Source organism: Acidaminococcus hominis (genome assembly GCF_022484025.1).
Classification (GTDB): domain Bacteria; phylum Bacillota; class Negativicutes; order Acidaminococcales; family Acidaminococcaceae; genus Acidaminococcus; species Acidaminococcus hominis.
This window is the reverse complement of sequence record NZ_JAKVMG010000001.1, coordinates 721,132-734,711: the sequence shown is the minus strand read 5'-3', so window position 1 is coordinate 734,711 and position 13,580 is coordinate 721,132. Positions and strand designations below refer to the sequence as shown.

At 54.8% G+C, this 13,580-nt stretch carries 9 protein-coding genes and 1 riboswitch; of the genes, 7 read left to right on the top strand and 2 right to left on the bottom strand.

What is annotated here, in order from left to right:
• Positions 1 to 27 precede the first annotated feature (27 nt).
• Positions 28 to 127, top strand: a riboswitch (SAM riboswitch).
• A gap of 106 nt (positions 128 to 233) precedes the next feature.
• Positions 234 to 1,064, top strand: coding sequence for a MetQ/NlpA family ABC transporter substrate-binding protein (locus LKE88_RS03070; protein WP_105325459.1), 831 nt, complete (start codon positions 234 to 236; stop codon positions 1,062 to 1,064).
• A gap of 14 nt (positions 1,065 to 1,078) precedes the next feature.
• Positions 1,079 to 2,413, top strand: coding sequence for a M20/M25/M40 family metallo-hydrolase (locus tag LKE88_RS03065; protein ID WP_231086423.1), 1,335 nt, complete (start codon positions 1,079 to 1,081; stop codon positions 2,411 to 2,413).
• Positions 2,414 to 2,470: 57 nt separating this feature from the next.
• Here LKE88_RS03065 and LKE88_RS03060 read toward each other — a convergent pair whose 3' ends face one another.
• Together LKE88_RS03060 and LKE88_RS03055 are read right to left on the bottom strand one after the other, a co-directional pair.
• Positions 2,471 to 3,520 carry a Fic family protein gene (locus tag LKE88_RS03060; RefSeq protein WP_105325460.1) on the bottom strand — a complete coding sequence of 350 codons (1,050 nt, stop codon included), beginning with the start codon at positions 3,518 to 3,520 and terminating at the stop codon, positions 2,471 to 2,473.
• A gap of 137 nt (positions 3,521 to 3,657) precedes the next feature.
• Complete coding sequence (locus LKE88_RS03055) at positions 3,658 to 4,527, bottom strand: LysR family transcriptional regulator (RefSeq protein WP_158572374.1); 870 nt, start codon at positions 4,525 to 4,527, stop codon at positions 3,658 to 3,660.
• Between the two features lie 111 nt (positions 4,528 to 4,638).
• Here LKE88_RS03055 and LKE88_RS03050 point away from each other — a divergent pair, with 111 nt between their 5' ends.
• From LKE88_RS03050 to LKE88_RS03030, 5 genes are all read left to right on the top strand, one after another.
• Positions 4,639 to 6,414, top strand: coding sequence for an ABC transporter ATP-binding protein (locus LKE88_RS03050; RefSeq protein WP_105325537.1), 1,776 nt, complete (start codon positions 4,639 to 4,641; stop codon positions 6,412 to 6,414).
• Positions 6,411 to 8,204 (top strand): ABC transporter ATP-binding protein, encoded by a 1,794-nt coding sequence (locus LKE88_RS03045; protein WP_105325462.1) that lies wholly within the window; start codon positions 6,411 to 6,413, stop codon positions 8,202 to 8,204. Before LKE88_RS03050 ends, LKE88_RS03045 begins: the two co-directional genes overlap by 4 nt.
• Positions 8,205 to 9,696: 1,492 nt before the next feature.
• The gene (locus tag LKE88_RS03040) at positions 9,697 to 10,314 is read left to right on the top strand and encodes an undecaprenyl-diphosphatase (protein WP_105325463.1); all 618 of its coding nucleotides are present in this window, start codon (positions 9,697 to 9,699) and stop codon (positions 10,312 to 10,314) included.
• Positions 10,315 to 10,705: 391 nt separating this feature from the next.
• Positions 10,706 to 12,166 (top strand): nicotinate phosphoribosyltransferase, encoded by a 1,461-nt coding sequence (locus tag LKE88_RS03035; protein WP_105325464.1) that lies wholly within the window; start codon positions 10,706 to 10,708, stop codon positions 12,164 to 12,166.
• 330 nt (positions 12,167 to 12,496) lie between these two features.
• Positions 12,497 to 13,576: an ECF transporter S component gene (locus LKE88_RS03030; RefSeq protein ID WP_105325465.1), complete on the top strand. Its 1,080-nt coding sequence runs from the start codon at positions 12,497 to 12,499 to the stop codon at positions 13,574 to 13,576.
• Positions 13,577 to 13,580 lie beyond the last annotated feature (4 nt).

The following is a 13,580-nucleotide window of genomic DNA, read 5'->3' as shown; positions in this document are numbered from 1 at the left end:
ATAGTATGATTTCTTCATAAACTGAATACTTCATCCAGAGCAGCGGAGGGAATTGGCCCTATGAAGCTGCGGCAACCCCCGGAAGGGAAGGTGCCAAATCCAACGGGAACAACCTGAAAGATGAAACCGCACAAAGGCAGCGTCATCTTTTCAGATGACGTTTTTTTCATACCTTCACGCTAGAAAAAACTGTTCTGGTTAAGTCATTCAAAAAAAGAAAGGAAGAGATGTGTATGAAACTGAAAAAAGTATTGCTGGGACTGGTTTCCGTCCTGGCAGCAGCCAGCCTGCTCACCGGCTGCGGCAACGACAAAACCGCCGACAAGTCTGCGGCACCAGCCGAAAAGAAGACCATTACCGTGGGCATTACCCCCGGCGACTCCGAACAAATCATGGAAGTAGTAAAGAAGGAAGCTGCCAAACAGGGCCTGAACGTAGAAGTCAAAGTCTTCTCCGACTTCGTGACCCCCGACCAGGCACTGGCCAGCAAAGAACTGGACCTGAACTCCTACCAGCATGAACCCTTCCTGGTGGCCTTCAACAAAAAGAGCGGCACCAACCTGGTGAGCATCGGCAAGACCTACCTGGCTCCCCTGCGTCTGTACTCCACCAAAATCAAGAACATCAACGAACTGAAAGATGGGGACAAAATTGGCATTCCCAACGATCCCTCTAACGGCGGCCGTGCCATCCTGATGCTCAGCAAACTGGGGCTGATCAAAGTAAACCCCAACGTAGCAGCTACCAGCCTGACCGTCAACGACATTACCGACAACCCCAAGCACCTGCAAATCATCGAACTGGAAGCAGCCCAGCTGCCCCGTTCCCTGGATGATACCGCAGCCAGCATGGTCAACGCCGGTTACGCCAACTCCGCCGGCCTGTCCCAGGACCTGGCCATTGCCAAAGAAGACAATACCAGCCCCTATGTGAACATCATCGCCGCCCGGGCAGAAGACAAGGATAACCCCACCTACCAAAAATTCGTGAAGATTTTCCAAAGCCCGGCTGTCAAAGAATATATCGAACAAAACTGCAAGGGCAACTTGATCCCTGCATGGTGAGAAGGTGCTGAAAAGTGAGTTTGACCCAAGAAGATGAAAAACTGGCTGCGCATTTGCAGGCCATGATTCGCTGTGCCACCGTGTCCAACTCCGACGTGAACAAGGTGGATTGGCAGGAATTTGAAAAACTCCATGCCTTGTTTGAAAAGTTTTACCCCCATATTTACCAGCTCATGGAACTGGACAAAGTGGGGCAGGCCGGTCTCCAATTCCATTTGAAAGGAACCGGCAGCGGCAAGCAGCCCCTGCTGCTCATGAGCCACCAGGACGTGGTGGAAATCGGCGACCGGAGCCAATGGAAATTTGACCCCTTCTCCGGGGATATTATTGACGGCTGCGTCTGCGGCCGGGGTACCACCGACTGCAAGCACCTGCTGCTGTCCGAGCTGGAAGCCGTGGAAAACCTCCTGGCCCAAGGCTGGCGCCCGGATTACGACTTGTACCTGAGCCTGGGCTACGCAGAAGAAGTGTATCTGGAAAACGATACCGACGCTGCCCAGCGCCTGGCCGAAAACCTGGAGAAAAAAGGCATCCGCATTGGCACCATCTTTGATGAAGGCGGCTTTATCCAGCCGGAAAAAGATGGCTGGCTGTCCGCCCGCATTGGCCTGGGCGAAAAAACTGCCGTGAACTACGAAATCTACAAAGATTCCCCCGGCGGCCACTCCAGCAAGCCCGGTGCAGGAACGGCCCTGGGCGCAGTGGCCAAAGCCATTGTGAACATCGAAACCCATCCCTTCCCGTACCGCTTGACCCCTCTGGCCAAGGACCAGCTGATTGCCAGCGCACCCCTGCAGCCCGAAGGCATCAAAGAAATCTACGCCGACCCTGAAGGACGCTGGGAGGACCTGTGCGCCCTGGCCAAGCAGAATCCGGCCCTGGACGCCTTGCTCCATACCACCATTGCCTTCACCATGGCTTCTGCCAGCACCCAGCCCAACGTGCTGCCCTCCCATGCTGCAGCCGGCTTCAGCGTCCGGGTGCTTCAGGGCGATATCGTGGAATCCGTCCAGAAATACTTTACCCAGTTCCTGCCGGAAGGAGTCAAGATTAAGCACATTTCTGGCCTGACCCCCACGCCAACCTCCACCCCGGACAGCCACGCCTTCCGGCTTACCGAGAAGATTCTCCACGAAATGTATGGAGAAAAAGTCCTGATGATCCCCGTTCTCATGCTGGGTGCCACCGACACCCGGTACTACCGGAACGTATCCCAGGACGTGCTCCGCTTCTCCGCCCACAAGAAAGACGCCCGGTGGGGCGAAGCCCATCAGGTCAACGAAAAAATCCCCATGGACGCTCTGCGCCCCAGCGTGGAATTCTTCGAAAAACTGTTGAAACTGTATTAAGAACTAAAAATCGCCCTGCAAAATCAATTGGTTTTGCAAGGCGATTTTTTAATTTCCCTACCCTTTATGCACATACCCCGTATTGCGCCCTTGGCCTACCTTGATGAGCAACCCCGACTGCAGCAGCTGGGACAGGGTCCGTTCCACGGTAATCTTGCTGATGTCCGGACAGCGGGTCATAATCTCTTTCTTGGTGATGATGCCCACGGTCTGGTCCAGCAGCGCCTTGATGCGCTCCGTCTTGGACAGCTTTTTGGCTCCCAAATACTCCACCCGGCTCTCAAACTCCCGGTACGCCTTGAGAATAGCTCCCAGCAAGTAACTGCAAAACGGTGCATAGGTGTTCTGGTTGTCGTGCCAGCCCGTGGAACTGGCCTGGAGCGCTTCGTAATACGTTTCCTTGGAATTTTCGATAATCATCTCCAGGCTGATATACTTGCCCACAATATACCCCGCTTTGTACAGCAGCAGGGTAGTGAGCAGCCGGCTCATCCGACCGTTGCCATCATTAAACGGGTGAATGCACAGAAAATCCAGCACAAATAGGGGAATCAGCAGCAACCGGTCGATTTTTTCCTCCTGCCAGGCCTGGTTGAAACTGGCGCACAAGGCTTCCAGGGCTTCTGCCGTCTGAAAAGCAGGAACCGGGACAAACCGCGTACGCTGCTTTCCTGCCGCATCCGTTTCTGCAATCATATTGTCCGCGTCCTTATAACTGCCCCCTTGACTGCTTCCTGAAAAAGAATATAAATCCCGGTGCAGCTGCAAGATGACCCGTGGAGACAGAGAAATGTAGGGGTAACTCTCGTGGATGGTGGCAAGCACTTCCCGGTAGCCAGCAATCTCCTGCTCCGAACGATTGTGGGGCTCCGCCTTGTGGCTCACCAGCTCCTTCAGCCGCTGGTCACTGGTGAAAATACCCTCAATCCGGTTGGAAGCTCCGGTGCTTTGGATTAGGGCCACTTCAGCCAGAGGTTGCAGTTCATCTCTGTTTGCTTCAAGAAATAAATCCTGCCGCCCTTTGCACTCGTGAATGGCCGTCAGCTGCTGCAGCAGTTCCAGCGACAATAGCTTTTGCACCATCGCCTCGTAGGCAAAATCCCGCATTCCAACACCTCCCTGGAAATTTTTCTACATCATTTTAACAATAAATGATGTAGAAAACAAGCAGGTGATGCAAGAAACCTAAATAAGCACAACCAGCGTTCCCGTATAGGCTTTTCTTCCTATGCGGGAACGCCTTTTCATTCCCCGCTTTTCCCTTTAAACTCTCCCCAAAACGCCTTTTCCGCTTCCCCCAGCTTCCGTCCTTTTTTCCGCACCAGGCACACCTGGCTTACCAGCTGGGGCTCGTTCACGGTCCGCCGGGGCAGCTCCGGTGCCAGGTCCAGCAACGACTCGGGGACCAGGGCAATGCCCAGCCCGGAGGCCGCCCACTGGAGGCAGGTCCGGGCGTCGTCGCAGAGGCACCGGAAGGAGAGGGACGCCCCCCAGCGGTCCCCCAGGTCCCGGAGAATGGCTTCCCACCGCCGGTACACCAATAGCGGCCGCCCCGCCAGCTCCTTCAGGGTCAGGGTGTCAGGCAGGCCGTAGAGCATGGTGGCTGACCCCGCCGCCGCAAAGGCTTCCTGGGTCAGTACCGTCCGTTCCAATCCGGCAGCAGGGAAGGGGGTGCGGATTAGGGCCAGCTCAATTTTTTCCTTATCCAGAGCCTCCAGGAGCCCATACGTATTGGCCTCATACACCTGGAAGGGCACGTCCGGGTGCTCCAGGGTAAAGTGGGTCAGACCCTTGAGGAATTTTTCCCCAGTCCCGGAGGAGATGATTCCCAGCCGCAGACTACCCTTGTTTCCCGCCTGAAAACTCCGCATATCGCTTTGGGCTGCCTGCTGCAGCTCCAGTATCTTTTGGGCGTAGTCGTACAGCACCTTTCCGGCTTCGGTGAGCCGAATCTGCCGGGCTCCCCGTTCCAGCAGTTTTACCCCGCATTCCTTCTCCAGATTCTTGATTTGCAGGGACACCGGAGGCTGGGACAGGTTCAGCCGCCGGGCACCCCCGGAAATGGTGCCTTCCTGGACCACCGCCGCAAAACAAATCAGCTGTTCTGAATTCATAGCGCTTCCTCCTATATAGAAATTAAATAGATATACACAGATGATATATAAATTATATACCATCTCCCGTGCTATGATAAGTACAGAAATTGATGAGGGGTGAAGAAAATGTTGAAAACCTTATGGCCCTATTTTAAGGGGTATGAAAAAGAGTGCGTGCTGGCACCGCTCTTTAAATTATTGGAAGCCTTGATGAGCCTATTGGTGCCGCTGGTGGTGGCGGACATCATCGACAAAGGCATTGTGGGCGGCAATACCCACTACATTTGGCTGTGCTTCTGGCTGATGCTGGGACTGGCCGTTTTGGAAGTGGGCTTCTCCTTTACCGCCCAGTGGTACGCTGCCAAAGGTGCCGTGGGCTTTACCACCAGCCTGCGCCAAGCCCTGTTCGACCACATCCAGGCGCTGTCCTATACCGAGCTGGACACCCTGGGCACGGACACCCTGATTACCCGGATGACCAGCGACATGAACCAGGTCCAGACCGGTCTCAACCTGGCCCTGCGCCTGCTGCTCCGGTCCCCCTTCGTGGTGTTTGGCTCCATGGTCATGGCCTTCACCATTGATGTGCGCTGCGCCCTGATTTTCGTGGTGGCCATTCCCATCCTTAGCGCTGTGGTGCTGGGCATTATGATCAAGAGCATTCCGCTTTTCACCAAAGCCCAGCAGGCCCTGGACCGGCTCCTGGGGACCACCCGGGAAAACCTCACCGGCGTCCGGGTAATCCGGGCCTTCTGTAAGGAAAAGGACGAAGTCAAGGAATTTGATGAAAAAAACGAATTTCTGACCCATATGAACGAAACCGTAGGGAAACTTTCCGCCCTGATGAACCCGGCCACCTACCTGCTGGTGAACCTGGCTACCGTGGTCCTGATTCGGGAAGGCGCCCTGCGGGTGAACCTGGGCGGCCTGGCCCAGGGCGATGTAGTAGCCCTTTACAACTACATGGCCCAGATGATCATCGAGCTGGTAAAACTGGCAGCCCTGATCATTACCATCAATAAATCCATTGCCTGCGCTGAGCGGCTGGAATCCGTCATGCAGGTAAAGCCCGGCATGGACTTCCCCAAAGCGGGTGTGCAGCTAACCAAGCCCCAGGCAGGAGTACCCGAAGTAGCCTTCCGGCACGTGTCCTTTGCCTATGCAGGCTCCGGCGCCGAAGCCGTTACCAATATAGACTTTGCCGCCCAGCCCGGTGAGACCATCGGCATCATCGGCGGTACTGGCAGCGGCAAATCCACCGTGGTGAACCTGATTCCCCGGTTCTACGACGCCACCTCCGGTATTGTGGAAATCGCCGGCAAGAACGTCAAAGATTACGCAGAAGGCGCCTTGCATGAACGCATCGGCGTGGTGCCCCAGCGGGCTACCCTGTTTGAGGGCAGCATCCGGGACAACCTGAAATGGGGCAAGGAAGACGCCACCGACGAGGAACTGTGGCAGGCCATAGATACTGCCCAGGCCCATGAGGTAGTGGAGGGTAAGCCCGGCCAGTTGGACTACCAGCTGGAGCAGAACGGCCGGAACCTGTCCGGCGGCCAGAAACAGCGGCTGACCATTGCCCGGGCCCTGGTGCGGAAGCCGGATATCCTGATTCTGGATGACTCCGCCAGCGCCCTGGACTTTGTCACCGACCTGAAACTGCGGCAGGCCATCAAAAAGCTGGAAGGCAATATGACCGTATTCATCGTGTCCCAGCGCACCAGCAGCGTCCGCTACGCCGACCAGATTCTGGTGCTCAGCGACGGCAAACTGGTGGGCAAGGGGACCCACGACCAGCTTATGCAGAACTGTGAAGTATATCAGGAAATCTATTATTCCCAGTACCCGGAAGAACGGCCTAAAGACCGGCCTTTGGTACTGGATGACGAGGAGGCAGCATTATGACGGACAAAAAGAACCTGAACCAAGAAGACGAAAAGCTCTTGGAAGAATTGCCCCAGGACGAAAACGTCACCAGCCTGACCACCCTGAAAAAAGTCCTGAACGTCATTGACGCCTACCGGATTCTTCTGGTCCTTAGCATCGTGCTGGCCGGCGTCAGCGTGGTGCTGCAGCTGTACGTACCCGTGCTCTTTGGCCGGGCCATCGACGGCATCGTAGGTGCCGGCCGGGTGGACTTCGCCCTGGTAGGCCGGTATCTTACCCGGATTATCGCCCTGGTGGCCCTGTCCAGCCTGGCCACCCTGATTATGAACCTCATCAACAACCGGCTGACCTACCGCACCGTCCGGGATATCCGGGCCAAGGCCATCCGCCAAATCCAGGTGCTCCCCCTGTCCTATTTGGACGGCCAGAGCATCGGCGACCTGGTGCAGCGGGTCATTGCCGATGTGGACCAGGTCTCTGACGGCCTGCTGCTGGGCTTTACCCAATTGTTTACCGGCATCATCACCATCCTGGTGACTCTGTACATCATGTTCACCAAGAACGTGGAAATCTCCCTGATGATCGTGGTGCTGACCCCCGTCAGTTTCTTCGCCGCCAAGTTTATCGCCACCCATTCCTACCATATGTTCCGCCAGCAGACCGCCGTTCGGGGCCGCCAGACCGCCCTGATCAACGAAATGGTGGGCAGCGAAAAAGTGGTGAAGGCCTTTCGGCACGAAGCCAAAGCCTCGGAACAATTTGACGTCCTGAACAAAGACCTGCAGCATTATACCCAGCACGCCCTGTTCTACAGCTCCTTGACCAACCCCTCCACCCGTGCCGTCAATAACGTCATCTACGCCCTGGTGGCCCTTTTGGGCGCCTTCCGGATCCTCAGCGGCACCATTACCGTAGGCGACCTGACCGTACTGCTGTACTACGCCAACCAGTATATGAAACCCTTTACCGACATCAGCTCCGTAGTCACCGAGCTCCAAAACGCCATGGCCTGCGCCGCCCGGGTATTTACCCTCATCGACGCCCAGCCCCAGAGCCCGGATCCCCAGGCGCAGCTGGCCTTTAAAGACGGCAAAATGGATATCCAGCACGTGTACTTCTCCTACGTAAAAGACAAGAAACTCATCGAAGACTTCAACTTCCACGTAGAACCCGGCCAAACCACCGCCATCGTAGGACCCACCGGCTGCGGCAAGAGCACCTTCATCAACCTGCTGATGCGCTTCTACGACGTGGACCAGGGCACCATCTCCATCGACGGCCAGGATACCCAGACCGTGGACCGCCATTCCCTGCGGAAAACCTACGGCATGGTCCTCCAGGAAACCTGGCTGAAACAGGGCACCATCCGGGAGAACATCGCCTTTGGCAAACCCGGCGCCACCGAAGAAGAAATCATCCATGCCGCCAAAGAAGCCCACAGCTGGGAATTTATCCGCCGGCTGCCCCAGGGCCTGGATACCGTAGTGGACGATGACAGCCTGAGCCAAGGCCAGAAACAACTCCTGTGCATCACCAGAGTCATGCTGGCCCTGCCGCCCATGCTCATCTTGGACGAAGCCACCAGCTCCATCGATACCCGCACCGAACTGAGAATCCAGGCCGCCTTCGCCAAACTCATGAAAGGCCGCACCAGCTTCATCGTAGCCCATAGACTCTCCACCATCCGCAGCGCCGACCAGATTCTTGTGATGCGGGACGGCAAAATCATCGAACAAGGCACCCACGACACCCTCATGGCCCAAAACGGCTTCTATACACAACTGTATAACTCCCAGTTTGCACAATGATGGGGGAGAATACCTACCAAGTAATTTCCCGCTGCCAAGCTGAAAGAAACCTCCCAGCTGGGCAGCCCGTTAGAACGCAGCTGCAGAAATCCCTTGCTGCAGCTGAAAAAGACCCTCCCGGGCCAACACCACCCAGGAGGGCCTTTCCCTATTTACATAAAGAGGACAAAATTTCACAGGATGTTGTCAATCTGTTTAGAAGTTGGTTAGAATTCTGCCGTATCCTAAAGAAAACCAAAAAGAGAAGGGGAGAACCCCATCCCGGTCCTGCTTTAGAATTAGGGCAGGACCGACCTTCCCCTTTTCCTGTTCGTACCAAGTGACGAACAGGTAAGTGGAAGGCAAGCGGCCGTAGGCCGCTAAAACCTGGATGGGGGACGGTGCTGGTCTGTGCAGCAGGTGGTTTGATAGTTAATGTAGTGGTGACACTATACTAACGATTACCAATTGACCAGTACATTCCTAGAACGCTTCCTGCAAGAGTGTAGGAAGTGTCGCCGCAAGGCGACGAAGGAAGTTTATCCAAGTATTTGCGGCCGCAGGCCGCTGCCTTCCCACAACAACAGCAGTCCAATGTGGGAAGGTGGGGCGCGCAGCGCCTCGGATGGGCCACTCATTCCCAAAAACACCTCTATACTTTTCGCAGAAAAGTATAGGACGTTACCTACCTCAAGTCACGTCTGTAATAACCCTATAAAATCTATCTTCAGGAGGTAAACCCCATGCTCCACACCCTACTGCATGGATACGACTCCCCGGAGGGCTAAATATTCCCAAAAACACCTCTATACTTTTCGCAGAAAAGTATAGGACGTTACCTTACTCAAGTCACTTCTGTAATAACCCTATAAAATCTATCTTCAGGAGGTAAACCCCATGCTCCACACCCTACTGCATGGATACGACTCCCCGGAGGGCAAAATATTCCCAAAAACACCTCTATACTTTTCGCAGAAAAGTATAGGACGTTACCTTACTCAAGTCACTTCTGTAATAACCCTATAAAATCTATCTTCAGGAGGTAAACCCCATGCTCCACACCCTACTGCATGGATACGACTCCCCGGAGGGCAAAATATTCCCAAAAACACCTCTATACTTTTCGCAGAAAAGTATAGGACGTTACCTTACTCAAGCCACGTCTGTAATAACTCTATAAAATCTATCTTCAGGAGGTAAACCCCATGTTCCACACCCTACTGCATGGATACGACTCCCCGGAGGGCAAAATATTCCCAAAAACACCTCTATACTTTTCGCAGAAAAGTATAGGACGTTACCTTACTCAAGCCACGTCTGTAATAACTCTATAAAATCTATCTTCAGGAGGTAAACCCCATGTTCCACACCCTACTGCATGGATACGACTCCCCGGAGGGCAAAATATTCCCAAAAACACCTCTATACTTTTCGCAGAAAAGTATAGGACGTTACCTTACTCAAGTCACTTCTGTAATAACCCTATAAAATCTATCTTCAGGAGGTAAACCCCATGCTCCACACCCTACTGCAATGTGACACGCAGCTTTTCATCTTCATCAACTCCCTGGCCGGCCACTCCGCCGTCCTGGACCACTTTATGAAACTGGTGAGCCAGTACGGCCCCTTGGCCTTCCTGCTGGTGTTTGCCGCCCTGTGGTTCAAAGGCAGCAGCCCCCAGAAACAGTTCGAAAACCGAATTTTCGTCATGCTGGCCGTCCTGGGCACCGCCCTGGCCCTGGCCATCGGTACCGGCCTTGGCACCCTCTGGTTTAGACCCAGACCCTTTACCGTTCTGGCCGTCACCCAACTGCTGCCCCACGCTGCCAATGCCTCGTTTCCCTCCAACCACGCCGTTGGCTGCTTTGCCCTGGCCGCCGCAGGCCTGAAGTATAGCCGGAAATTGGGCACCCCTCTGCTGGTACTAGCCGCCCTGGTGGCCATCTCCAGACCCTACGTGGGCGTCCATTACCCCTTGGACGTACTGGCCGGCGCCGCCCTTGGCTGGATTACCATGACCCAGGTCTATAAAGCCAGAGCCGCCTTGAGAAGAACCGCCACCCTGCTGGTCTATTGCTGCGAATGGCTTGGTGAACACTTCCCCGGTCTCAGAACCCTGCAAAAACGCTGAGAGAGCAGGGGAGCACAAGTGCTCTGGAAAATGGGAAGGCACCGCCGCAAGACAATGCACGAGCCAAAGCAAAAAACGACTCTGCAAAAGGGAAAACCAATTGCAGGCTCGTTTTTTACATTCTGTTTGGTTGTTAATTCTGAAGAAAGTAAAGAAATCTCTAGCTTCAATAACTTTCCTGCTTACTAAAGAAACTAAATAAGCAGGAAAGTCCAGCCAAGTTCCCCGGAATCCCCGCCATTTATATCTCAAATCCCCAACTTTTAGAATTTTTTGCCAAAACTGGTTATAAACGTGGTACAATTGTTACCAATAGCAATACCTGGCCGGAGGTTTCTCCCAGTCCGGGAAATACGCGGTGCTCAGCCGCAGTAACGAGGAGAAGACTAACATGAAACAATGTGACGCTAGAAACTTGTCCATGGTATTTGACCTGTACGAAATGACCATGGCCAACGGGTATTTTGAAGACAAGGAACGGGACCGGGACGACTACGTATCCTTTGATGTTTTTTATCGCAACAACCCTGACGATGGCGGCTTTGCCATCTTTGCCGGACTGGAACAGGTGCTGGACTACCTGGAAGACCTGCATTTCAGTGCCGAAGATATCGAATACCTCCGCAGCCTGCATACCTTCAGTGAGGATTTCCTGGAATGGCTGAAGGATTACCACTTCCGGGGAGACGTGTACGCCATGCCCGAGGGCACCATTGTGTACCCCAACGAACCCCTGCTGACCGTGTATGCACCCCTGATTGACGCCCAGCTGGTGGAAACCGCCATCTTGTGCCAGATCAACCACCAATCCCTGATTGCCACCAAGGCCCAGCGGATCGTAAAAGCCGCCGAAGGCCGTGCCGTCTCCGACTTTGGTGCCAGACGCGCCCACAACATGGACGCAGCCGTCTACGGCGCCCGGGCAGCCTACATTGGCGGTGCCGCCAGCACTGCAACCGTATTGGCTGGCCAAATGTTCGGCATCCCCGTCAGCGGCACCATGGCCCACAGCTGGGTCATGTACTATGACGACGAATATACCGCCTTCAAACGCTTCTCCGAAATCTATCCGGATAACGCCATCTTGCTGGTAGATACTTATGACGTACTGGATTCCGGCGTACCCAACGCCATCAAAGTGGCCCACGAAGTCCTGGAACCCATGGGCAAACGGCTGAAAGGCATCCGCATCGACTCTGGCGACCTGGCCTACCTGTCCAAGAGAGCCCGGAAAATGCTGGACGAAGCCGGCCTGCAGGACGCCATTATCGTCATCTCCAACAGCCTGGATGAATACACCATTGGCTCCATTTTGGACCAGGGCGGCTGCGTGGATTCCTTTGGCGTAGGCGAACGCCTGATTACCGCCAAAAGCGACCCCGTTTTCGGTGCCGTGTACAAACTGGTGGCCGTCCATAAGGACAAAGCCATTATCCCCAAAATCAAGGTTTCCGAAACCTTCGAAAAAATTACCAACCCCGGCCGCAAAGGCGTGTACCGGGTGTATGACCCCAATGGCCATGCCATTGCCGACCTGCTGACCATGGAAGACGAAAAGCCCGTGGATGGAGAAGAATTCCACTTTGTGGATACCCACCGTCCCTGGAAACGACTGTCCTTCACCGGCTGCAACTTCAAAGAACTCCAGGAACTGGTGCTGAAAAACGGCAAACGCACCAAACCCTCTCCCTCTTTGGAAAGCATCCGCAACTTCGTGAAAATCCAGCTGGTCAACGAAATCTGGCCCGAAGAACAGCGCTTCGCCAACCCCCATATCCACTACCTGGATATGAGCCCCACCTATTACAAAATGAAAATGACCCTGCTGGAAGACGCCAAACGGGTTAAATAACCTAGCAGTTACAACGCCAAGCAAAACGCCAAGCCCTTTTGCTTGGCGTTTTTCATGAGACAATGCGGGGGAGGAGGGGGCCCAGCGGGCCATCCCAGTTTTTCGCGGCCCCGGCCGCGATTTGCCTTCCACTTACCTGTTCGCTATGCGAACAGGAGAAGGGGAAGGGTGGCCGCAACCGAGAATAAAAAGCGGCCGGGATGGGGTTCAAAACCAAGTTTCCCAACGGGCACCGCCCGCACCCCACCAACCGTTGATTGACTTTTGTCTCCACACCCCATTTGCTGTATAATATACCTATCAACTCTATATATTTTGCGAGGCGACATCATGTCCAAATACCATCCCCATAACCTAACCCAGGCGGGACTTCTCATCGCCCTGGGCATTCTCATACCCTTTGTCACCGGTCACGCCTTCGGCGTCCAGGGAACGGTGCTGCTGCCCATGCACTTTACCGTGCTGCTGGCGGGCTTCCTTCTGGGCCCCTTCTGGGGTGCGGTCATCGGGGTGTTGACACCCCTGATTTCCAGCGTGCTTACCGGCATGCCCCCGGCCTTTCCCATGCTGCCCCTGATGATCGGCGAGCTGGGCACCTACGGCTGGGCCACCGGCCACTTCTGGAACCGGGGGTGGGGGCTGCTGCCGGCTCTCGTTGCCTCCATGGTGCTGGGCCGCCTGGTCCGGGTGCTTTTGGTGTCAGGGTTGTTCCTATTTAACGGCAAAGCCCTGGGCCTGCTGCTCTTTGTTTTTATCCTCCAAGGGCTGCCCGGCATTGTCCTCCAACTGCTGATCCTGCCCCGGGTACTCCGGGCCCTGGGCCTTGCCCAGGCAGGAAAAACCGCCCCTGCGGCGAATACAAATACCAACGTTCCCACCAAGGAACAGATAGGAGAGAATATAATGAAAGAAAACCATACCCAAAATCAGGCGCTGGAAGCCCTGATCCAAAGCGAAATGCATAAAATCGTCCACGAAGGCCAGTCCATTGCCATCCTTCAGGACGGCCAGGTGGTCTTCACGGATACCGCCAAAGGCGTGATGCCCCTTCTGAAAGTACTGCGGGCCCAGCCCGAACTGTTAAAGGGCGCCGTTGCCGTAGATAAGATTGTAGGCAAGGCCGCTGCCATGCTCTTTACCCTTGGCGGCGTCAAAGAAGTCCATACCTACATCATCAGCACCGCCGGCAAAGAATACCTGGAAAAACACCATATCCCCGTGTTCTTCCAAACGGAAATTGCCATGATTGAAAACCGGATGAAAACCGGCATCTGCCCCTTTGAAAAGTCCGTTATGGATACCGAAGACCCGGCCGAAGCCCAGCAGCTCCTGGCCGCCACCGCAGCCCGTCTCATGAGCGGCAAACGCCCCGCAGCACCCCAAGAACAAATTCAAGCAGAAGCGAAGTGATTTC

What these genes read in the sequence shown, in the direction of transcription:
- LKE88_RS03060 (WP_105325460.1), bottom strand. Translation starts at nt 3,520, where the DNA reads ATGCGGGATTTTGCCTACGAGGCGATGGTGCAAAAGCTATTGTCGCTG.
- LKE88_RS03030 (WP_105325465.1), top strand. Translation starts at nt 12,497, where the DNA reads ATGTCCAAATACCATCCCCATAACCTAACCCAGGCGGGACTTCTCATC.
- LKE88_RS03045 (WP_105325462.1), top strand. Translation starts at nt 6,411, where the DNA reads ATGACGGACAAAAAGAACCTGAACCAAGAAGACGAAAAGCTCTTGGAA.
- LKE88_RS03035 (WP_105325464.1), top strand. Translation starts at nt 10,706, where the DNA reads ATGAAACAATGTGACGCTAGAAACTTGTCCATGGTATTTGACCTGTAC.
- LKE88_RS03055 (WP_158572374.1), bottom strand. Translation starts at nt 4,527, where the DNA reads ATGAATTCAGAACAGCTGATTTGTTTTGCGGCGGTGGTCCAGGAAGGC.
- LKE88_RS03040 (WP_105325463.1), top strand. Translation starts at nt 9,697, where the DNA reads ATGCTCCACACCCTACTGCAATGTGACACGCAGCTTTTCATCTTCATC.
- LKE88_RS03070 (WP_105325459.1), top strand. Translation starts at nt 234, where the DNA reads ATGAAACTGAAAAAAGTATTGCTGGGACTGGTTTCCGTCCTGGCAGCA.